The sequence below is a fragment of the Ruminococcus sp. AF17-12 genome (assembly GCF_003479245.1).
Lineage (GTDB): Bacteria > Bacillota > Clostridia > Lachnospirales > Lachnospiraceae > Blautia_A > Blautia_A fusiformis.
The window spans coordinates 1-20,343 of the sequence record NZ_QUGY01000007.1 but is presented as its reverse complement, the minus strand read 5'-3'; the positions used below and the strand labels follow the sequence as shown (position 1 = coordinate 20,343).

Below are 20,343 nucleotides of genomic sequence, written 5' to 3'. Positions count from 1 at the left end.
GGAATTATCGTGAAGAATACAGGAAAATATAATGTTTATCATGGAGTGATAGCTGTTGGAAGATGGGTTCTGTTTGCCATTGTGGCTTTTCTGATCCTGTTCCCGGTCTACTGGATCTTTATTTCTTCGATCACACCGGCAGGAGAACTGTTTAAAACACCGATTGATTATCTTCCGGATCATCCCACACTGGAAAGCTACACATTTCTGCTACAGAATGTCGGACTGCTTTCAAAGATTGGAAACACCGTACTGATCGTCGGTCTTACTCTTGTGATCAGCACCGTGCTGTGTGCAATGGCAGCTTATGGCTTTTCAAGATTTAACTCAAAGGGAGTTTCTGTTGCATTTGCATTTGTTCTGGCTACCATGCTGATCCCTGAGGTTGTTACAGCCCGCCCGCTGTATGAGTTTATGCAGAAGGTAAAGCTGTATGATACATATCCGGGACTTATCCTTCTTTATATCAGTACCGTTATACCGTTTACGGTTCTGATCCTCAGAAACTTTGTCGGTGAGATCCCGATCTCACTGGAGGAGGCAGCTGCTATTGACGGCGCATCTTTTTCACAGAGACTGTTTACGATCGTTCTGCCGCTGATGAAGCCGGCGATCGCTACGGTTTGCATCATCAACTTTATTACCTGTCTGAATAACTTTTTCACACCGTTGTTTTATTCAAATGGTATTCAGGTACTTTCTGTTTCCATCGTACAGCTTCCGTTACGTGACAACATGTATGGAGTTCCGTGGGATCTTGTCAGCGCCATGGGATGGATCATCCTTCTTCCGATCATTATCTTTGTAGCTGTTTTTGAGAAACAGATCATGGATGGTATCATGGCAGGTGGAGTAAAAGCGTAAATATTTTTAATTTCCAAAAGAGAGGAGAAAACAGATATGTATCAGGCATTTACAGGCGGACTGGGAGGAATCGCACTTGCAAAGCATGGAAAAAGCCGTGCGATCAACGCAGAAAATCCTCATGGAGAAAAAGGCAGAGGCGGTATGGCTGCAAGTCATCTCGGACCGTCCAGAAAAGGAAGCCCGTGTCTTAAGGATATTGAGCCGGGAGCTGTGGTAACTCTGGCAGAAATGGAAGGACCGGGACAGATCAATCATATTTGGATCACCGTCGACAACAAGACTACAGAGGCAGATTGCTTTGTACTGAGGGATCTTGTGATCCGTATGTACTGGGATGACGAGGAAACTCCTTCCGTGGAAAGTCCTCTGGGTGATTTCTTCTGCTGCGGATTCGGAAGAGAATGTTTTGTAAATTCTGTTCCGGTGGCTGTTGTTCCAAACAGGGGCTTTAACTGCTATTTCCCGATGCCGTTTAAGAAGAAAGCAAAGATCACACTGGAAAACCAGCATGCAAATAAAATCCCGGCTTTCTTTTATCAGGTAGATTACTGTCTCTATGATGAGCTTCCGGACGATATTGCTTATTTCCATGCGCAGTGGAGAAGGGAACGGTTGACAGAAAAAACAAAAGATTATACAATTTTGGATGGAGTAAAAGGAAAAGGCCATTATATAGGAACCTACATGGCACTTACCACACTGGAACGTTACTGGTGGGGCGAGGGAGAAATGAAGTTTTATATTGACGGAGATGAGGAGTATCCGACCATCTGCGGAACAGGAACGGAAGATTACTTTGGAGGTTCCTGGAGCTTTGCCAAACAGGTGGATGGAAAAACCGTGGAACAGAATTATAACACACCGTATCTGGGATATCCGTATTATTCTGCTCATGACGAACTGATCCACAATTTTTATCATAATGATGACTGCCCGCCAATGAGAGGCTTTTACAGATGGCATTTACAGGATCCAATCTGCTTTGAAGAGGATCTTCGCGTTACGATTCAGCAGATAGGCGTCGGATACCGTGGCCTGTTTGAACGACAGGATGATGTGGCAAGTGTAGCGTACTGGTATCAGACACTTCCTCATGCACCGTTCCAGCCGTTGATGTCAAAAGAGGATAGATGGCCCAGATAAAAAGGGTGGTAGAGATTGAAAAAACAGGTATTTTGCGGGGTATTTGCCCTGGCTCTGGCAGTGACAGGATGTGGAGTCCAGAAGAAGGAGGCTGCATCTGATATTGTGCCGGAGAACAGACAGGAACTGACGATCCTTCATGTGGATGCAGGCACAGAAGGCTTTGATTCTTTTATCAGCCAGGCGGAAAAAGATCTTGGAATAAAGATCCATATTGAAAAATGTCCGGCCAATGCGGACAATCGCCAGGCCAAAATAGCAACTCTTCTGACATCAGGAGATGATTCTGTTGATCTGATCACAGTAAATGATGAGATGATATCCGAATTTAAACATAAGGGATTTCTTCTTCCGTTGGAAGATACGGTTATGACAGAGGAGACAGCGGCGAATTTTCTGCAGGAATACCTGAAAGAAATATGCATGTCAGACGGACATATTTTTTCGGTACCGTTCAGGATGGATATCATGGCATTCTGGGTGAACCAGGAATTGCTGGATCAGGCTGGTCTGGACAGACTCTCCTGTCTCAGTGATCTTGAGATCCTTCAAAAAAAGCTTCAGAATACGGGAAAATATGCATATGGGGATGCATGGGAGATTTCTTACATATATAATAGTATCAGCGAGTATGTCGATTTTTTCGGAGGAGATTATACAGACTGGACGGATCCGAAAACAAGAGAAGCGGCAGAATATATGAAGCGAATGCTGGATACAGGGATGATATCAGAGGAGAATCTGATCGACCAGCATGACCAGCTGAATGAAAAATTTATAAACGGCCAGTATGGATGTATGTTTATGTATACCGGTGTGTTGAGTACTTTTCAGAATGCAGGCGTGTATGGAAAAGATAAGATCCATATGGCACCATTTCCGGAATTTGACGAGAAGGTGACCAATATCGCAACCTGGCAGTATGTACTGAATAAAAATTCTGATCATAAAGAAGCAGCTCTGAAGTTCCTTCAGTATGTGTCCGGATATGAGGCCAGCAAAAATTACGGACAGCTGACAAAAATGTGTCCGGCAAGACTGGATGTGATCGAGGATAAGAATTTTGATCTGGATGGCATTGAAATGATCCGGCAATATCTGAAAGATTATAAGCTGAAGGCAAGACCACTGTGTGCCGATTCCATAGAAGCTGTTTCGTCCATGGGAACGGAATTTCAGAAATATGTGCTGGGACAGAAAACAGAAGCGGAATTTTTTGCCGGGGCACAGAACTGCATAGACCAGTATTACAAAAAAGCATCGTACTGATGCTTTTTTTGCTGCGAAAAAATAAGAACTTTTTTTCAAAACATATTGACAAATATTTTACATGGTGATATCTTAAAGACTGTAGATGTTAGCACTCCACTAAAATGAGTGCTAACAGATATAAAAAAAGAATCAACATCCGTCAGGAAGAATAAAAAGGAAAGGAGATGGCTTCATGGAAGAGGTGTTGAATGAGCGCAAGCAAAAAATCTTAAAAGCAATCATCAAGACCTATATGGAGACCGGAGAACCGGTTGGTTCCAGGACCATTTCCAAGTATGCGGATCTCAATGTCAGTTCCGCAACGATCCGAAATGAAATGTCAGACCTGACAGATATGGGCTATATCGTCCAGCCTCATACCTCAGCAGGAAGGATTCCTTCAGATAAGGGCTACAGACTTTACGTCAATGAGCTGATGAAGGAGAAGGAAGCAGAGGTTGCAGAGCTGCGAGATCTGATCATTGAGAAGACAGATAAGATGGATAAGGTGCTTAAGAAGGTTGCAAAGGTTCTTGCTTCCAATACCAATTATGCTACCATGGTTTCCGTTCCGCAGTACAGCGGCAACAAGATCAAGTTCATCCAGCTGTCGAGAATGAGCGAGCTTCAGCTTGTGGCAGTGGTTGTCAGTGACAACAACACAGTCCGGAACCAGATCATCAATCTGGACGAGGAAATGGACGACCAGACGATCCTGAAACTGAATCTTCTTCTTAACACCAATCTCAATGGGATCCCGATCCAGGATATCAACCTTGGGATGATCGCCAGACTGAAGGAACAGGCAGGCAGCCACAGTGGTGTGGTGGCAACAGTTCTGGATGCAGTGGCAGCCACCATTCATGTGGAAGAGGAAGATATGGAGATCTATACTTCAGGTGCAACCAACATCTTCAAGTATCCGGAGCTTGCCGATAAAGAAAAGGCAACGGAGCTGATCTCCGCATTTGAGGAGAAGCATGAACTTGCCGATCTTGTAAAAGAACAGATGTCAGATGGAGAGAATACAGGAATCCAGGTTTATATCGGTGATGAGATGCCGATTCAGACCATGAAGGACTGCAGCATTGTAACTGCCAGATATGAACTGGGAGACGGAATGTACGGAACCATCGGGATCATCGGTCCCAAACGAATGGATTATGAGAATGTAGTGGACAGTCTGAAAGAGCTTAAGAATCATCTGGATGACGTTTTGAAAAAGAAGAAAACTTAGAAAGGCGGTAGAAAAAAAGTGTCGGAGGAAACAAAGAAAACATCCGAAGAGCAGGAAGCGGAGAAGGAAATCCCCGTAACTGACGGAGATCAGGAAGAAAAAAGCCTGACACCGGAGGGAGAAGATCTGCCGGAGGAAGAAAACAATACTCCAGGCGAAGAAGCTGCCTCAGAGGATAAAAAAGAAGAAAAATCAAAAACTTCCTTCTTCGGAAAGAAGAAAAAAGATAAATCTGAGCAGAAGGTGGAGGAACTTACCGATCGCCTGAAGCGTACCATGGCTGAATTTGATAATTTCCGTAAAAGAACGGAAAAAGAAAAATCCAGCATGTACATCATCGGAGCGAAAGAGATCGTTGAAAAGATCCTGCCGGTTGTGGATAACTTCGAAAGAGGTCTTGCACAGGCACAGGAAGGCGATGCTTTTGCAGATGGAATGAAAATGATCTACAAGCAGCTTACCACAACACTGGATGAGCTTGGTGTGAAGCCAATCGAAGCAGTGGGAAAGGAATTCAACCCGGATTTCCATAATGCAGTGATGCATGTGGAAGATGAAGAGGTTGGAGAGAACATCGTGGTGGAAGAGTTCCAGAAGGGTTACACCTACAAGGATTTCGTAGTACGTCACAGTATGGTAAAGGTTGCGAACTAACTGACAACAAACTTTATTTTAACAGATACAGACTAAAACAGGAGGAAAAAATCATGGGAAAGATTATTGGTATTGACTTAGGTACAACAAACAGCTGTGTAGCCGTAATGGAAGGTGGACAGCCAACAGTTATCGCAAATACAGAAGGCGCAAGAACAACACCGTCCGTTGTGGCTTTCACAAAGACAGGAGAGCGTCTGGTAGGTGAGCCTGCAAAACGTCAGGCAGTTACAAATGCAGACAGAACAATCTCCTCTATCAAAAGAGAGATGGGTACCGATTACCGTGTAACCATTGATGACAAGAAATATTCTCCACAGGAGATCTCCGCAATGATCCTTCAGAAACTGAAAAAGGATGCAGAGGCATATCTTGGTGAGAAAGTAACAGAGGCAGTTATCACAGTTCCGGCTTACTTCAACGATGCTCAGCGTCAGGCTACCAAAGATGCAGGTAAGATCGCAGGTCTTGATGTAAAACGTATCATCAACGAGCCTACAGCAGCAGCTCTTGCATATGGACTTGACAATGAGAAAGAGCAGAAGATCATGGTATACGACCTTGGTGGCGGTACATTCGATGTATCTGTGATCGAGATCGGTGATGGCGTTATCGAGGTTCTTTCCACAGCTGGTAATAACCGTCTTGGTGGAGATGACTTTGATAAGAAGGTCACAGATTACATGCTTTCCGAGTTCAAGAGAACAGAGGGCGTAGACTTAAGCAACGATAAGATGGCTCTTCAGAGACTGAAAGAGGCAGCTGAGAAGGCTAAGAAAGAGCTTTCTTCCGCAACAACAACAAACATTAACCTTCCGTTCATCACAGCAACAGCTGAAGGACCGAAGCATTTCGATATGAACCTTACAAGAGCTAAATTCGATGAGCTGACACATGATCTTGTAGAGTTGACAGCTGAGCCGGTTCGTCGTGCACTGTCTGATGCAGGTATCACAGCTTCTGAGCTTGGCCAGGTACTTCTGGTTGGTGGTTCTTCCCGTATCCCGGCAGTACAGGATAAAGTAAGACAGTTAACAGGCAAAGAGCCGAGCAAGAACCTGAACCCGGATGAGTGTGTTGCACTTGGTGCTTCCGTACAGGGTGGTAAACTTGCAGGTGATGCAGGTGCCGGTGATATCCTTCTTCTGGATGTTACTCCGCTGTCTCTGTCCATCGAGACAATGGGTGGTATCGCAACTCGTCTGATCGAGAGAAATACTACAATTCCTACAAAGAAGAGCCAGATCTTCTCCACAGCAGCAGATAACCAGACAGCTGTAGATATCAACGTTGTACAGGGTGAGCGTCAGTTCGCGAAAGACAACAAATCCCTCGGCCAGTTCCGTCTGGATGGAATCCCGCCAGCACGTCGTGGTGTTCCGCAGATCGAGGTAACATTTGATATCGATGCCAACGGTATCGTTAATGTATCCGCGAAAGACCTTGGAACAGGTAAGGAGCAGCACATCACAATCACAGCTGGTTCTAACATGTCCGATTCCGATATCGACAAAGCTGTCAAAGAAGCAGCTGAATTCGAGGCTCAGGATAAGAAACGTAAAGAGGCAATCGACACAAGGAACAATGCAGACTCCATGGTATTCCAGGTTGAGAATGCACTGAAGGAAGCAGGCGACAAGCTTGATGCAAACGATAAAGCAAGTGTTGAGGCAGACCTCAATGCACTGAAGGATCTTCTTGCACAGACAGCAAATGCTCAGGAGCTTACCGATTCTCAGGTTGCAGACATCAAGGCTGCACAGGAGAAGATGATGGAGAGCGCTCAGAAACTGTTTTCCAAGATGTATGAGCAGACTCAGGGAGCTCAGGGTCAGGCTGGTCCTGGACCGGATATGGGCAACATGGGCGGAAACGCTGGTGCCCAGGGCGGAAATGAAGCAGGATACGGCGATGATGTTGTAGATGCTGATTACAAGGAAGTCTAAGACAAGTAGGAAACAATTACAATGGCTGATAAAAGAGATTATTATGAAGTCTTAGGTGTGGATAAAAACGCCGATGACGCAACATTAAAAAAAGCATATCGTAAGCTGGCCAAGAAATATCACCCGGATGTAAATCCGGGTGATAAAGAGGCTGAGGCGAAATTCAAAGAAGCGACAGAGGCTTACTCCGTTTTAAGTGATGCCGATAAGAGAAGACAGTATGATCAGTTTGGTCATGCGGCATTCGAAAACGGTGGTGGAGGCGGAGCCGGCGGCTTTGGCGGATTTGACTTCAACGGTGCAGATATGGGAGACATCTTCGGAGATATCTTCGGAGACCTTTTCGGCGGCGGAGGCAGAACCAGACGGGCCAACAACGGACCGATGAAGGGTGCCAACCTTCGTGCACGTGTGAACATTACTTTTGAGGAAGCGGTTTTCGGATGCGAGAAAGAACTGGAGATCGTTCTGAAGGATGAATGTACCACATGTCACGGAACCGGAGCGAAACCTGGAACATCACCGGTCACATGTCCGAAATGTAAGGGCCAGGGTCAGATTGTTTACACCCAGCAGTCCATGTTTGGTATGGTACGTAATGTTCAGACCTGTCCGGACTGTAATGGAACCGGTAAGGTGATCAAGGACAAATGCAGTGCCTGCCGTGGAACAGGATATACCTCTTCCAGAAAGAAAATCCAGGTGTCTGTACCGGCCGGTATTGATAATGGTCAGTGTATCCGTATCCGCGAAAAAGGCGAACCGGGAACCAACGGCGGACCGAGAGGAGATCTGCTGGTGGAGGTAAATGTAGCCCGTCATCCGATCTTCCAGAGACAGGATATGAATATCTTTTCAACAGCTCCGATCACATTTGCACAGGCTGCACTTGGCGGGGAGATGCGTATCAATACGGTAGACGGTGAGGTTGCCTATGAGGTGAAGCCGGGAACACAGACTGATACAAGAATTCGTCTGAAGGGCAAAGGTGTTCCGTCATTACGTAACAAGAATGTTCGTGGTGATCACTATGTAACCCTGGTAGTCCAGACTCCGACAAATCTCAATGAGGAAGCAAAGAAAGCTCTGGAAGCTTTTGATGCGGCATGTGGAAACCGTCCGTCAGAGGACAGCACATCCGAGACTTCCGAAAAAACTGAAAAGAAGAAAAAAGGTTTCCGTGAGAAAGTTAAGGAAATGTTCGAGGAATAAATAAAGTGAAAACAGGAAAGAGGCACAAAATGCCTCTTTCTTTTTTTTCTGTATTCGTGTATATTAAAAGAAGTGCCCGTTTTCGGGACAATAGAAAACAGGCGACAGACAGGAACGAAAATCCGTAAATGTGTATACAGCATAAGGAGATATAGAAATATGAAATGGAACCGTTTTACACTTAAGACAAAAACAGAGGCAGAGGATATTGTGATCTGTACACTTGCCGAGGTGGGAATTGAAGGTGTGGAGATCCAGGACAAGCAGCCGCTGACCGATGAGGACAAGGCACAGATGTTTGTGGATATCATGCCGGAAGGACCTGCAGATGACGGGATCGCATATCTGAACTTCTATCTGGAAGAGGATGCGGATACCGAGGCGATCCTGAAAGATGTGAAAGCTGCACTTGAGGATCTGAGAAGCTTTGTGGATATCGGAGAGGCAACCATCACAGAATCCCAGACAGAGGACAAAGACTGGATCAATAACTGGAAACAGTACTTCCATCAGTTCTATGTAGACGACATTCTGATCGTACCGTCTTGGGAAGAAGTGAAGGCAGAAGATAAAGACAAGATGATCCTTCACATTGATCCGGGAACTGCCTTTGGTACAGGAATGCATGAGACTACCCAGCTGGTGATCCGTCAGCTGAAGAAATTTGTGAAGCCGGGAATGGAGATCCTTGATGTGGGAACCGGAAGTGGAATCCTGGGGATCGTTGCACTGAAGCTTGGTGCAGGCCATGTGGTTGGTACAGACCTTGATCCCTGTGCAGTTCCGGCAGTGTCTGAGAACAAGGAAGCCAACCAGATCGAGGAGAAGTCCTTTGACATGATGATCGGAAACATCATTGATGACAAAGAAGTTCAGGATCAGGTCGGATATGAGAAATATGATATCGTAACTGCAAATATCCTGGCAGATGTTCTGGTACCGCTGACTCCGGTGATCGTTGCACAGATGAAAAAAGGCGCTTACTACATTACATCAGGTATCCTGGATGTAAAGGAGGATGTCGTAGTGAAGGCTGTAAAAGACGCCGGACTGACTCTTGTTGAGGTGACTCATCAGGGCGAGTGGGTATCTGTGACAGCAAGAAAGGACTGATCTCATGCAGCGATTTTTTGTGGAACCTCATCAGATCGACAGGGACAGACATGAGATCCGTATCACAGGAAATGATGTCAATCATATCGTGAATGTACTCCGCATGAAAAAAGACGAGGAGCTCTGGATCAGCGATAAGGAAAAAGAATATCACTGTGTGATCGAAAACACGGGTGAGGATGAAGTCCTGCTTCATATCCTCTATGCACAGGAGCCGGATTATGAGCTGAAGAACCGTATTTATCTCTTTCAGGGACTACCGAAAGCTGATAAGATGGAGCTGATCATCCAGAAGGCAGTAGAGCTTGGAGCATATTCCATAGTTCCTGTTTCAACCAGGCGCTGCGTGGTAAAACTGGATAACAAAAAAGCAGAAAAAAAAGTATTCCGCTGGCAGCAGATCGCAGAAAGTGCGGCAAAACAATCCAAACGTATGCTGGTGCCGGAGGTACATTCCGTGATGACCTTTAAAGAAGCCCTTGTCTATGCAAAAGAACTGGACGTTCTATTGATCCCTTATGAACTTGCAAAGGGAATGAAAGAGACGAAAGAACTGATCCGGTCGATCGAACCGGGAAAAAGCATCGGTGTCTTTATCGGCCCTGAGGGTGGTTTTGAAGAGCAGGAAGTGGCAGATGCCATGGAAGCCGGTGCGAAACCGATCACCCTGGGACACCGGATCTTACGGACAGAAACCGCGGGACTCGCAGTACTTTCTGTTCTGATGTTTCAACTGGAGGATGAATAGATTATGGAAGCATATTTTGACAATTCCGCGACAACGAGATGCTTCGATGAAGTAAAGGATATTGTCTGCAAAACCATGACAGGAGATTTCGGAAATCCTTCTGCCATGCATAAAAAGGGAGTGGAAGCGGAGAATTATGTCCGCAGAAGTGCCCAGACCCTTGCAAAATTACTGAAAGTGAATGAAAAAGAGATTCTTTTTACCTCCGGTGGAACAGAATCGGACAATCTTGCTATTATCGGCGGCGTGGAAGCCAACAAGCGTATGGGAAACCATATCATTACAACGGCAGTGGAGCACGCGGCAGTGGCCCAGCCTTTTGCCTATCTGAAAGAACAGGGCTATGAGGTGACCATTCTTCCTGTGGATCATCAGGGAGTTGTGAAACTGGATGCACTGGAAGCAGCTCTGCGCCCGGATACGATCCTGGTGTCTGTGATGTATGTGAACAATGAAGTGGGAGCTGTGATGCCGGTAGAAGAGATCGGAAAGCTCGTCCACGAAAAAAGCCCGAAAGCACTTTTTCATGTAGATGCCATCCAGGCGTTCGGAAAGTATCGTATCTATCCAAAAAAGCTGGGGATCGATCTTCTTTCTGTGAGCAGCCACAAGATCCATGGACCAAAGGGCGTAGGCTTTCTCTATATTAACGAAAAAGTAAGAGTACAGCCGCAGATCCTTGGCGGCGGACAGCAGAACGGTATGCGTTCCGGAACAGACAATGTGCCGGGGATCGCAGGCCTTGGCGTTGCCGCAGATATGGTATACACAGATTTTGATAAAAAGATACAGCACCTCTATGCTCTGAAGGTGCGGATGGCAGAGGGACTTTCAAAGCTTGGCGATATCACTGTCAACGGAATGCCGTTAATGGAGGGAGCGCCACACATCATGAGTGTAACCTTCCACGGAGTACGGAGTGAGGTTCTTCTCCATACGCTGGAAGAATTCGGAGTATATATTTCCGCAGGAAGTGCATGCTCCAGTCATAAGAGAAAACCAAGTGCAACACTGACAGCTATAGGCTTGAGCAGAGCCGATGTGGAAAGTACCGTTCGCATCAGCTTCTGTGAGGAAAATACCTTTGAAGAGGTAGATTACTGCCTGGAAGTACTGGGAAAAACAATTCCGATGCTGCGCAGGTATGCACGTCGATAGAGAATACAGAAGAAAGGGATTTTTATGTTAGTACATGCATTTCTGATTAAATATGCGGAAATTGCCCTTAAGGGAAAAAACCGCTATCGTTTTGAAGATGCTCTCGTACATCAGATGGAGATCGCACTCTCCAAGATCGAGGGAGATTTTGAAGTAAAAAAAGAGCAGGGAAGAGTTTATGTATTCTGCCCGGAGAATTATGATTACGATGAGGCTGTAGATGCGCTGCAGCATGTATTCGGTATTGTAGGCATCTGCCCGGTTATGATCTATGAAGAACAGGGCTTTGAGAAGCTTGCCGAAGATGTTGTGGGTTATATGAAGCAGTGGCATCCGGACTTTAACGGAAGCTTCAAGGTCTGGACACGCCGCGCAAAGAAATCCTATCCGATCAGCTCCATGGAAGTCAGTGCTGAGCTTGGCGGACGTATCCTGGATGCGTTCCCGGAGGCGAGTGTAGATGTTCATCATCCGGAGCTGGATCTTTCTGTTGAGATCCGTGACAAGATTTACGTATATTCCCAGACCATTCCGGGCGCGGGCGGAATGCCCATCGGAACAAACGGAAAAGCCATGCTTCTTCTTTCCGGTGGGATCGACAGTCCGGTTGCCGGCTATATGATCGCAAAACGTGGTGTCAAGATCGATGCGGTATATTTCCATGCACCGCCCTACACCAGTGAGCGCGCAAAACAGAAGGTAGTGGATCTTGCCCGCCTGGTAGCCAAATACAGCGGACCGATCCGTCTCCATGTAGTTAACTTTACAGATATACAGCTTTATATTTATGATCAGTGTCCTCATGATGAGCTTACTATTATCATGAGAAGATATATGATGCGTATTGCCGAGCATTTCGCTAAAAAAGACCGTTGTCTCGGACTTATCACAGGTGAGAGCATCGGACAGGTTGCAAGCCAGACCTTACAGAGCCTTGCTTCTACAAATGAGGTCTGTACACTTCCGGTATACCGTCCGGTGATCGGTTTTGATAAAGAGGAGATCGTCCGTATTTCCAGAAAGATCGATACCTTTGAGACTTCTATTCAGCCGTTTGAGGATTGCTGTACCATCTTTGTAGCGAAACATCCTGTAACAAAGCCGAATCTTAAGGTGATCCGCCGTTCTGAGCAGAAGCTTTCTGAGAAGATCGATGAGCTTATGGAAACGGCTCTGAATACCACAGAGATCATTGAAATTCAGTGATCCGTTTTTAGATAAGAAAAAACAAACAGGGAACCTCGCTGCAGAGGTTCCCTGGAATTACCGATATATCAGGAAAAGGGAGTTCATTGAGAACAGAAGGATTCTGAAAGCATGAAAAAAGAGGAACTGTATCCGATACAGTTCCTCTCAAATATACAGTATAGATTAGTCGATTGTATATTTGGAAATAATCTGCATTACGTTATCCAGAGCAGCGCCATCTGCATGGATGTTGAGGTCGATCGGCTTGGAAAGATCCAGGCTGAAGATACCCATGATGGATTTTGCATCGATCACATATCTTCCGGATACTAAATCAAAATCGCAGTCGAATTTGCTGATCTCGTTTACGAATGCTTTCACCTTATCGATGGAATTCAGTGAGATTTTAGCTGTTTTCATTATAATAACCTCCCTTGATAAATTTTTGTTATTTTACAGCTTTCATCTTACCTGTCAGTACCCAAAAAGTCAAGGTGAAAAGAGATAAAAATTGTTTTAATAATTAGTTAAAGTGTAAAAAAAGTGAGGGAAAATGGGAAATAAAGTTGCATTACACAACCTGGGCTGCAAAGTAAATGCCTATGAGATCGAGGCCATGCAGCAGCTTCTGGAGGAGGCGGGATATGAGATTGTGCCTTTTGAGCCGGGAGCGGATATTTATGTGATCAATACCTGCACAGTAACCAATATTGCAGACAGAAAATCAAGACAGATGCTCCACAAAGCAAAAAAAATGAATCCGGAAGCGATCGTGGTGGCAACGGGCTGTTATGTACAGACCGGTGGCGAGAAACTGGAAAAAGACGAAGCCATTGATCTTGTTCTGGGAAATAATCAGAAGATCAATATTGTGGAGGCACTGGCCGAATATGCGGAAAACAAACCGGGCCATGGTTCCCATGTGATCAAGATCAATCAGACAAAAGAGTATGAGGAACTTTCCATTGATCATACAGCAGAACATGTAAGGGCATATATCAAGGTTCAGGACGGATGCAATCAGTTCTGTACGTATTGTATCATTCCCTATGCAAGAGGCCGTGTCAGAAGCCGGAATATTGAAAGTGTGCTGAAGGAGGTCCGTGCACTTGCGGAAAAAGGGTATAAGGAAGTGGTCCTTACAGGAATCCATTTAAGCTCCTATGGAGTGGATTTCCCGGAGGAGAAAAAAGAGACGCTGCTTTCTCTGATCCGTGCTGTGCATGAGATCGAAGGGATCAGGCGTATCCGTCTGGGATCGCTGGAACCGGGAATCGTTACAAGAGAATTTGCGGAAGGGATCGCGGCGCTGCCGAAGGTATGCCCGCATTTCCATCTTTCCCTGCAGAGTGGATGTGATGAGACCCTGGAGAGGATGAACCGCAGATACAGAAGCGGGGAATACAGAGAGCGCTGTGAGCTTTTAAGAGAAGTGTATGGAAATCCGGCACTGACAACGGATGTGATCGTAGGCTTTCCGCAGGAATCGGAGGAAGAATTCCGGAAATCCTATGATTTTGTGGACAGCATCCGTTTTTACGAGACTCATATCTTCAAATATTCCAGAAGACAGGGAACAAAGGCGGCTGCCATGGACGGACAGCTGACAGAGGCGGAGAAATCCTTCCGCAGTGAGAAGATGATCGAGCTGCATCATCGTCATGCAGGGGATTATGAGAAATCCATGCTTGGCAAAAACCTGGAGGTACTGATTGAGGAAGAGTATACAAAGGATGGACGGACCTGGTATCTGGGACACAGCCGGGAGTATATAAAAACTGCTGTACCGAAATCGGAAGCTTATGGCGTAAATGATATCGTAATCGTAAAGGCAGAAGGCTTTCTTGAAGAGCACATCATGACCGGTGAAGCCGTGGAGTGAAGAACGGGATCGTATGTTGAAAGGTTGTTTGTTCACTGGTAATATTTTGCGAAGCGTGTTACTGAGAACGGAGTGAACAGTAACGTTGACAGTTTGTATTCGCAATCCTCGTTAAATTTAAGATTGTAATTTATGTAAATTTATATTAAAATAAAAAAGAATATATTTTAAGGACGTGAGAGACAATGGCAGAGAATAATCTGGGAAATACACAGTATTTCAGAACAAAACCGGATCAGGAGCTTCAGGTAAAAGAAGTCCTGGATCTGGTGTACAATGCAATGGATGAGAAGGGCTACAATCCGGTGAATCAGATCGTAGGATATATTATGTCCGGAGACCCGACCTACATCACAAGCCACAAGGGTGCGCGAAGCATGATCATGAAGGTGGAGCGTGATGAGCTGGTAGAGGAGCTTCTCACCGAGTATATCAAGAATAAGTCCTGGGAACGGTAATATGAGAGTACTGGGACTGGACTATGGCTCGAAGACCGTTGGGGTTGCAGTGAGCGATCCCCTTGGTCTGACAGCCCAAGGTGTGGAAACCGTATGGCGCAAGCAGGAAAACAAGCTTCGTCGTACTCTGGCACGTATTGAAGAGATCATTTCGGAGTATCAGGTTACGGAGATCGTTCTGGGATACCCGAAAAATATGAACAATACAGTAGGAGAGCGGGCCGAGAAATCTCTGGAGTTTAAGGAAATGCTGGAGAAACGTACGGGTCTGCCTGTTGTTATGTGGGATGAGAGACTGACTACCATGGCGGCAGACCGTACTCTGGAGGAGACCGGTGTGCATAAGGAAGACCGTAAACAGTATCTGGATCAGGTAGCAGCAGTCTTTATCCTGCAGGGATATCTGGATGCTGCCGCATACAGAAGAGAGCAGCAGGAAGGCGTGGAAGAATGATCGGAAACGCAAATAGATATTTTGAGCGGATCAGGTAGCAAATGCGGATTGTGAATATCCGCTTGACAAGAACGGATAAGGAAGAATTAAATATGGAAAAAATAATATTTCAGTCAGACGACGGCACAGCTGCTGAGTTTTACGTAGAGGAGCAGACCAATATTGCGGGTGTGACTTATCTTTTGGTGTCCGATTCACAGGATGAGGAAGCAGACGCATATATTCTGAAGGATATTTCAGCTCCGGGAAGCACAGAAGCCTGTTATGAGATGGTCGAGGATGATGACGAACTTCAGGCTGTATATGCAGTTTTTCAGCAGATGCTGGATGACGTGAATTTTGAATGGAGGAGCGATTTTTGAAAAGCGAGAACAACGATGACAACAAAAATGCGGAGAGCAGAGTACAAGTTTCCGCAGGCGGTACCAGAAGAACCGCAGCAAGACAAAAGAATGCCGGATCAAGAACAAGACAGTATCGTGGTGGCAGCAAAAACCGTCAGGATAAGCCTTTCCGGCCAACAGCAAAGAAAACGGCAGCCGGTGGCGTTGTAAAAAACAGCAGAAACACACAGAAACCGGCAAAGACCGGCGGCAGGCCATCCGGTCGGAAAACCGGCCGCAGAACAACATCCAAGCTTAAGATCATACCACTTGGCGGTCTGGAGCAGATCGGAATGAACATTACCGCTTTTGAGTATGGCGACAGTATTGTAGTTGTAGACTGTGGTCTTTCTTTCCCTGAGGACGATATGTTGGGAATCGATCTGGTCATTCCGGATGTAACATACCTTAAGGAAAATATTTCCAAGGTGAAGGGATTTGTGATCACTCATGGACATGAGGATCATATCGGAGCTCTTCCGTATGTGTTGAAAGAGATCAATGTTCCGATCTATGCTACCAAGCTGACACTGGGACTGATCCGCAACAAACTGAAAGAGCATAACCTTATGCGTTCTACCAAATTGAAAGAGGTAAAACACGGGCAGGTGATCAATCTTGGGGATTTCGCTGTGGAATTTATCAAAACGAATCACAGTATCCAGGATGCATCCGCACTTGCTATTTATTCACCGGTGGGAATCGTGATACACACAGGAGACTTTAAAGTTGATTATACACCGGTATTTGGAGATGCCATAGATCTGCAGCGTTTTGCAGAGATCGGCAAGAAGGGTGTGCTTGCACTGATGTGTGAGAGTACCAATGCAGAGAGACCGGGATTTACAATGTCCGAGCGTACAGTGGGACATGTATTTGATAATCTTTTTAATGAGTACCGGACATCCAGGATCATCATTGCAACCTTTGCATCCAACGTGGATCGTGTGCAGCAGATCATTAATACTGCATACCGGTTCGGAAGAAAGGTTGCTGTGGAAGGCCGCAGTATGGTCAATGTTATTTCCGTAGCGTCAGAGCTTGGCTATCTGCAGATCCCGGAGAACACACTGATCGAGATCGATCAGGTGAAGAATTATCCGGACGACAAGGTGGTTCTGATCACAACCGGAAGCCAGGGTGAGTCCATGGCGGCACTTTCCCGTATGGCAGCCAATATCCATAAGAAGATCACGATCAAGCCTAACGATACCATCATTTTCAGCTCCAATCCGATCCCCGGAAATGAAAAGGCAGTTTCCAAGGTCATCAACGAACTGTCTATGAAGGGAGCCAAGGTTATTTTCCAGGATGTCCATGTTTCCGGACATGCCTGCCAGGAGGAGATCAAGCTGATCTACTCCCTCGTAAAACCGAAATATGCCATTCCGATCCATGGTGAGTACCGTCATCTGACTGCACAGAAACACATTGTGGAAGATCTGGGAATCCCGAAGGAGAATATTTTTATCCTTTCTTCCGGAAATGTTCTGGAGTTGGACGGACAGGATGCCAAGGTGACAGGAAGCGTTCATACAGGTGCGATCTTCGTAGACGGACTTGGCGTTGGCGATGTGGGAAATATCGTACTCCGTGACCGTCAGCACCTGTCTGAAGATGGAATCATGATCGTAGTTATGACACTGGAGCGCCACAGTAATGTAGTTCTCGCAGGTCCGGATATCGTTTCCAGAGGTTTTGTGTATGTAAGAGAATCTGAGGATCTTATGGAGCATGCCAGACAGGTTGTGGAAACTGCACTGGATTCCTGCCTGGAGAACAATATCACGGACTGGGGCAAGATCAAAACCGAGGTCAAGGATGCCCTTGGAGAGTATCTGTGGAAACGGACCAAGAGAAATCCTATGATCCTGCCTATCATTATGGAGGCGTAGGTTCATGGATGAGATCAGCATGGAGATCGAGAAGCTTCTCGATGCTGTGCACAGAAGCGATGAATATCAGGAATATCAGAAACAGGCAGCCCAGCTTGAAGCGGATCCTGAGCTAAAAGCCAGAGTGATGAGATTCCGTGGAGATAATTTCAGACTGCAGAATCATTCAGACAAGGATGAGCTGTTCCATATTGCGGAACAGCTCAATCAGGAGTCTGCAAGTCTGAGACAGAACCTGAAAGTAAATGCCTATCTCGACGCAGAGCTTGCGCTGTGCAGACTGATGCAGCGGATATGCAGGACGCTGGTGGACGGGATCGACATACAGATTCCTGACTTATAGGAGGAAAGACTATGGCAGACACAAGAGACAAGGTTGGCAGGGCCGGCGTTTTTCTGGCTGGAGGGGTATTTAAAACCGCTGTATATATCTTTATTATCGTATTTCTGATCTGGGTTGGAAAATCAGCATATCAGTTTGGCTACGATGTGTTTAACCAGCAGGCTATGAGCCCGGGAGAGGGACAGCAGGTCACGGTAGTCATAAAAGAAGGTGCCTCTGCATATAAAGTAGGCAAGACACTGGAGCAGAAGGGTCTTATCAAGGATGCGCTTGCATTTACCATACAGGAAAGAATGTCCTCATATCACGGACAGATCAAAGCAGGTACATACCTTCTCAGTACAGCTTATACACCGACCAGGATCATTGCAGTGCTGTCAGGAGAAGAGAGCAAGGAAGGATCGAACAGCCAGTGATCGTAGAAGAACGCATGCAGACCTATATCAATTCACTGGATATGGGGAATACTCCATTTCTGCAGGAGTTGGAGACAAAGGCACTTGCAGACCGGGTGCCGATCATCCGGAGAGATATGCAGAGCTTTATGAGGATGCTTCTGGCACTGAAACAACCGAAGCGCATTTTGGAGGTGGGGACTGCCGTAGGCTTCTCCACACTTCTTATGTGTGAGTATGGGCCGGAAGATATGGAAATTGTTACCATAGAGAATTATGAAAAAAGAATTCCTGTCGCAAAGGATAATTTCAGGCGCGCAGGAAGAGAGTCACAGATCACGCTTCTGGAGGGAGATGCCGGAGAGATCCTGAAGAATCTTACCGGAACCTTTGATATGATCTTCATGGACGCAGCCAAGGGCCAGTATATCCACTGGCTTCCTGACGTGCTGAGACTGATGAAAGAGGGAAGCGTGCTGGTATCTGACAACGTGCTGCAGGAAGGGGATATTATTGAATCTCATTATCTTGTGGAACGGCGTAACCGTACAATCTATAAAAGAATGAGAGAATATCTCTGGCAGCTGACTCACAGTCCGGTGCTTCGTACATCGGTGCTTCCTCTTGGAGACGGAGCGGCTGTAAGTGTAAAAACAGGAGAACAGGTTTATGAAACGACCAGAACTATTGGTTCCGGCGAGCAGCCTTGAGGTTTTAAAGGTTGCCGTCATATATGGTGCAGATGCTGTTTACATCGGCGGAGAAGCTTTTGGACTTCGTGCAAAGGCTAAGAATTTTTCAAAAGAAGATATGTGTGAGGGAATCGCATTTGCCCATTCCCATGGTGTAAAGGTTTATGTGACAGTAAACATCCTGGCGCATAACCGTGATCTTGAGGGTGTAAGGGAATATCTTCAGGAACTGAAGGAGATCGGACCGGATGCACTGATCATCGCAGATCCGGGAATCTTTATGTATGCAAAGGAAATCTGCCCGGAGATTGAGCGTCACATCAGTACACAGGCAAATAATACCAATTATGAGACTTACCGTTTCTGGTATAACCTTGGTGCCAAACGTGTGGTAAGTGCAAGAGAGCTTTCTCTGGAAGAGATCCGGGAGATCCGGGCACATATTCCGGAGGATATGGAGATTGAAACGTTTATCCACGGCGCCATGTGCATTTCCTATTCCGGAAGATGTCTTCTCAGTAACTTTATGGCAGGAAGAGATGCCAATCAGGGAGCCTGTACCCATCCCTGCAGATGGAAATATTCTGTTGTGGAGGAGAAGCGTCCGGGAGAATATATGCCGGTATTTGAAAATGAGAGAGGAACTTTTATTTTTAATTCCAAGGATCTCTGTATGGTAGAACATATGGAAGATATCCTTACAAGCGGTATTGACAGCCTGAAGATCGAAGGACGTATGAAAACAGCTCTTTATGTGGCAACAGTGGCAAGAACCTACCGCAAAGCCATTGACGACTGTATGGAAAGTCCGGAAAAATATCATGCAAATATGCCATGGTATCAGGAGCAGATCTCAAACTGTACCTACCGTCAGTTTACCACCGGATTTTTCTACGGAAAGCCGGATGAGAATACCCAGATCTATGACAGCAACACATATGTAAGAGAATACACATATCTTGGATTTGCAGAAGAGATCGATGAGAGAGGTCTGGCAAGACTGACACAGAGAAACAAGTTTTCTGTAGGAGAGACCATTGAGATCATGAAACCGGACGGAAGGAATATTCCGGTCACAGTGGAAGCCATTTATAATGAAGAGGGCGAAGCTATGGCGAGTGCACCACATGCTCAGCAGAGGATCTATGTGAAACTGACTGAGATGCCGGAGGTATTTGATATTCTCCGAAGAGGTGAATGATCCGAAAGGGTGGATAAGAGAGTAAAGGGGAGAACGAAAAGAACGTTCTCCCCTTTACTGATTCTTTGTGTGACAGTAAAAATAAACCCCCTGCTATGCAGGGGGAGGGAAGATCTTTAGATA

Annotated in this window: 21 protein-coding genes; 20 read left to right on the top strand and 1 reads right to left on the bottom strand. The window is 45.9% G+C overall.

Annotated features, from left to right (window positions below; genetic code table 11):
• Positions 1-9 precede the first annotated feature (9 nt).
• The 11 genes from DWW77_RS09135 (at position 10) to thiI (ending at position 12,535) form a co-directional block, all read left to right on the top strand.
• Positions 10-864: a carbohydrate ABC transporter permease gene (locus DWW77_RS09135; protein ID WP_118062779.1), complete on the top strand. Its 855-nt coding sequence runs from the start codon at positions 10-12 to the stop codon at positions 862-864.
• Positions 865-900: 36 nt separating this feature from the next.
• Positions 901-2,010, top strand: a complete 1,110-nt coding sequence (locus DWW77_RS09130) for a glycoside hydrolase family 172 protein (RefSeq protein WP_021976674.1) — start codon at positions 901-903, stop codon at positions 2,008-2,010.
• Between the two features lie 15 nt (positions 2,011-2,025).
• A complete protein-coding gene (locus DWW77_RS09125; protein ID WP_227588403.1) occupies positions 2,026-3,279 on the top strand; it encodes an ABC transporter substrate-binding protein in 1,254 nt (417 codons plus the stop codon).
• 175 nt (positions 3,280-3,454) lie between these two features.
• The gene (gene hrcA / locus DWW77_RS09120; RefSeq protein WP_015527075.1) at positions 3,455-4,498 is read left to right on the top strand and encodes a heat-inducible transcriptional repressor HrcA; all 1,044 of its coding nucleotides are present in this window, start codon (positions 3,455-3,457) and stop codon (positions 4,496-4,498) included.
• 105 nt (positions 4,499-4,603) lie between these two features.
• On the top strand, positions 4,604-5,152 hold the full coding sequence (gene grpE / locus DWW77_RS09115; protein WP_180211319.1) for a nucleotide exchange factor GrpE: 549 nt from the start codon (positions 4,604-4,606) through the stop codon (positions 5,150-5,152).
• 53 nt (positions 5,153-5,205) lie between these two features.
• The gene (gene dnaK, locus DWW77_RS09110) at positions 5,206-7,098 is read left to right on the top strand and encodes a molecular chaperone DnaK (protein WP_118513082.1); all 1,893 of its coding nucleotides are present in this window, start codon (positions 5,206-5,208) and stop codon (positions 7,096-7,098) included.
• Positions 7,099-7,119: 21 nt separating this feature from the next.
• On the top strand, positions 7,120-8,310 hold the full coding sequence (gene dnaJ, locus DWW77_RS09105; RefSeq protein WP_118513083.1) for a molecular chaperone DnaJ: 1,191 nt from the start codon (positions 7,120-7,122) through the stop codon (positions 8,308-8,310).
• Positions 8,311-8,469: 159 nt separating this feature from the next.
• A complete protein-coding gene (gene prmA / locus DWW77_RS09100) occupies positions 8,470-9,423 on the top strand; it encodes a 50S ribosomal protein L11 methyltransferase (RefSeq protein ID WP_118513084.1) in 954 nt (317 codons plus the stop codon).
• A gap of 4 nt (positions 9,424-9,427) precedes the next feature.
• Positions 9,428-10,171: a 16S rRNA (uracil(1498)-N(3))-methyltransferase gene (locus DWW77_RS09095; RefSeq protein WP_118608561.1), complete on the top strand. Its 744-nt coding sequence runs from the start codon at positions 9,428-9,430 to the stop codon at positions 10,169-10,171.
• 3 nt (positions 10,172-10,174) lie between these two features.
• Positions 10,175-11,329, top strand: a complete 1,155-nt coding sequence (locus DWW77_RS09090; RefSeq protein ID WP_118608560.1) for a cysteine desulfurase family protein — start codon at positions 10,175-10,177, stop codon at positions 11,327-11,329.
• A gap of 24 nt (positions 11,330-11,353) precedes the next feature.
• Positions 11,354-12,535, top strand: coding sequence for a tRNA uracil 4-sulfurtransferase ThiI (gene thiI, locus DWW77_RS09085; protein WP_015527083.1), 1,182 nt, complete (start codon positions 11,354-11,356; stop codon positions 12,533-12,535).
• A 165-nt stretch (positions 12,536-12,700) separates the two neighbouring features.
• On the opposite strand, the gene DWW77_RS09080 is transcribed toward thiI, so the two are convergent.
• Entirely contained in the window at positions 12,701-12,937 is a 237-nt protein-coding gene (locus tag DWW77_RS09080; protein ID WP_015527084.1) for an HPr family phosphocarrier protein, read from the bottom strand.
• 133 nt (positions 12,938-13,070) lie between these two features.
• On the opposite strand from DWW77_RS09080, the gene mtaB reads away from it, so the two are divergent.
• The 9 genes from mtaB to DWW77_RS09035 all read left to right on the top strand — a co-directional run bounded on the left by mtaB (position 13,071) and on the right by DWW77_RS09035 (position 20,220).
• Positions 13,071-14,399 carry a tRNA (N(6)-L-threonylcarbamoyladenosine(37)-C(2))-methylthiotransferase MtaB gene (mtaB, locus tag DWW77_RS09075; RefSeq protein ID WP_021652336.1) on the top strand — a complete coding sequence of 443 codons (1,329 nt, stop codon included), beginning with the start codon at positions 13,071-13,073 and terminating at the stop codon, positions 14,397-14,399.
• 185 nt (positions 14,400-14,584) lie between these two features.
• Complete coding sequence (locus tag DWW77_RS09070; RefSeq protein ID WP_015527087.1) at positions 14,585-14,857, top strand: IreB family regulatory phosphoprotein; 273 nt, start codon at positions 14,585-14,587, stop codon at positions 14,855-14,857.
• Position 14,858: 1 nt separating this feature from the next.
• Complete coding sequence (gene ruvX, locus DWW77_RS09065) at positions 14,859-15,311, top strand: Holliday junction resolvase RuvX (RefSeq protein WP_015527088.1); 453 nt, start codon at positions 14,859-14,861, stop codon at positions 15,309-15,311.
• Between the two features lie 92 nt (positions 15,312-15,403).
• Positions 15,404-15,673 carry a DUF1292 domain-containing protein gene (locus DWW77_RS09060; RefSeq protein WP_059086846.1) on the top strand — a complete coding sequence of 90 codons (270 nt, stop codon included), beginning with the start codon at positions 15,404-15,406 and terminating at the stop codon, positions 15,671-15,673.
• A 281-nt stretch (positions 15,674-15,954) separates the two neighbouring features.
• The gene (locus DWW77_RS09055; RefSeq protein ID WP_044962008.1) at positions 15,955-17,589 is read left to right on the top strand and encodes a ribonuclease J; all 1,635 of its coding nucleotides are present in this window, start codon (positions 15,955-15,957) and stop codon (positions 17,587-17,589) included.
• Positions 17,590-17,593: 4 nt separating this feature from the next.
• The gene (locus DWW77_RS09050; protein WP_015527090.1) at positions 17,594-17,932 is read left to right on the top strand and encodes a YlbF/YmcA family competence regulator; all 339 of its coding nucleotides are present in this window, start codon (positions 17,594-17,596) and stop codon (positions 17,930-17,932) included.
• A gap of 11 nt (positions 17,933-17,943) precedes the next feature.
• A complete protein-coding gene (locus DWW77_RS09045) occupies positions 17,944-18,348 on the top strand; it encodes an endolytic transglycosylase MltG (RefSeq protein WP_118608558.1) in 405 nt (134 codons plus the stop codon).
• The gene (locus DWW77_RS09040) at positions 18,345-19,037 is read left to right on the top strand and encodes an O-methyltransferase (RefSeq protein WP_021652340.1); all 693 of its coding nucleotides are present in this window, start codon (positions 18,345-18,347) and stop codon (positions 19,035-19,037) included. The genes DWW77_RS09045 and DWW77_RS09040 overlap by 4 nt, the downstream gene beginning before the upstream one ends.
• On the top strand, positions 18,997-20,220 hold the full coding sequence (locus tag DWW77_RS09035; RefSeq protein ID WP_021652341.1) for a peptidase U32 family protein: 1,224 nt from the start codon (positions 18,997-18,999) through the stop codon (positions 20,218-20,220). The genes DWW77_RS09040 and DWW77_RS09035 overlap by 41 nt, the downstream gene beginning before the upstream one ends.
• The last annotated feature ends 123 nt before the right edge of the window (positions 20,221-20,343 follow it).

What these genes read in the sequence shown, in the direction of transcription:
- DWW77_RS09070 (WP_015527087.1), top strand. Translation starts at nt 14,585, where the DNA reads ATGGCAGAGAATAATCTGGGAAATACACAGTATTTCAGAACAAAACCG.
- DWW77_RS09050 (WP_015527090.1), top strand. Translation starts at nt 17,594, where the DNA reads ATGGATGAGATCAGCATGGAGATCGAGAAGCTTCTCGATGCTGTGCAC.
- DWW77_RS09060 (WP_059086846.1), top strand. Translation starts at nt 15,404, where the DNA reads ATGGAAAAAATAATATTTCAGTCAGACGACGGCACAGCTGCTGAGTTT.
- DWW77_RS09035 (WP_021652341.1), top strand. Translation starts at nt 18,997, where the DNA reads ATGAAACGACCAGAACTATTGGTTCCGGCGAGCAGCCTTGAGGTTTTA.
- dnaK (WP_118513082.1), top strand. Translation starts at nt 5,206, where the DNA reads ATGGGAAAGATTATTGGTATTGACTTAGGTACAACAAACAGCTGTGTA.
- DWW77_RS09095 (WP_118608561.1), top strand. Translation starts at nt 9,428, where the DNA reads ATGCAGCGATTTTTTGTGGAACCTCATCAGATCGACAGGGACAGACAT.
- thiI (WP_015527083.1), top strand. Translation starts at nt 11,354, where the DNA reads ATGTTAGTACATGCATTTCTGATTAAATATGCGGAAATTGCCCTTAAG.
- dnaJ (WP_118513083.1), top strand. Translation starts at nt 7,120, where the DNA reads ATGGCTGATAAAAGAGATTATTATGAAGTCTTAGGTGTGGATAAAAAC.
- hrcA (WP_015527075.1), top strand. Translation starts at nt 3,455, where the DNA reads ATGGAAGAGGTGTTGAATGAGCGCAAGCAAAAAATCTTAAAAGCAATC.
- mtaB (WP_021652336.1), top strand. Translation starts at nt 13,071, where the DNA reads ATGGGAAATAAAGTTGCATTACACAACCTGGGCTGCAAAGTAAATGCC.
- DWW77_RS09045 (WP_118608558.1), top strand. Translation starts at nt 17,944, where the DNA reads ATGGCAGACACAAGAGACAAGGTTGGCAGGGCCGGCGTTTTTCTGGCT.
- prmA (WP_118513084.1), top strand. Translation starts at nt 8,470, where the DNA reads ATGAAATGGAACCGTTTTACACTTAAGACAAAAACAGAGGCAGAGGAT.
- ruvX (WP_015527088.1), top strand. Translation starts at nt 14,859, where the DNA reads ATGAGAGTACTGGGACTGGACTATGGCTCGAAGACCGTTGGGGTTGCA.
- DWW77_RS09090 (WP_118608560.1), top strand. Translation starts at nt 10,175, where the DNA reads ATGGAAGCATATTTTGACAATTCCGCGACAACGAGATGCTTCGATGAA.
- DWW77_RS09080 (WP_015527084.1), bottom strand. Translation starts at nt 12,937, where the DNA reads ATGAAAACAGCTAAAATCTCACTGAATTCCATCGATAAGGTGAAAGCA.
- DWW77_RS09130 (WP_021976674.1), top strand. Translation starts at nt 901, where the DNA reads ATGTATCAGGCATTTACAGGCGGACTGGGAGGAATCGCACTTGCAAAG.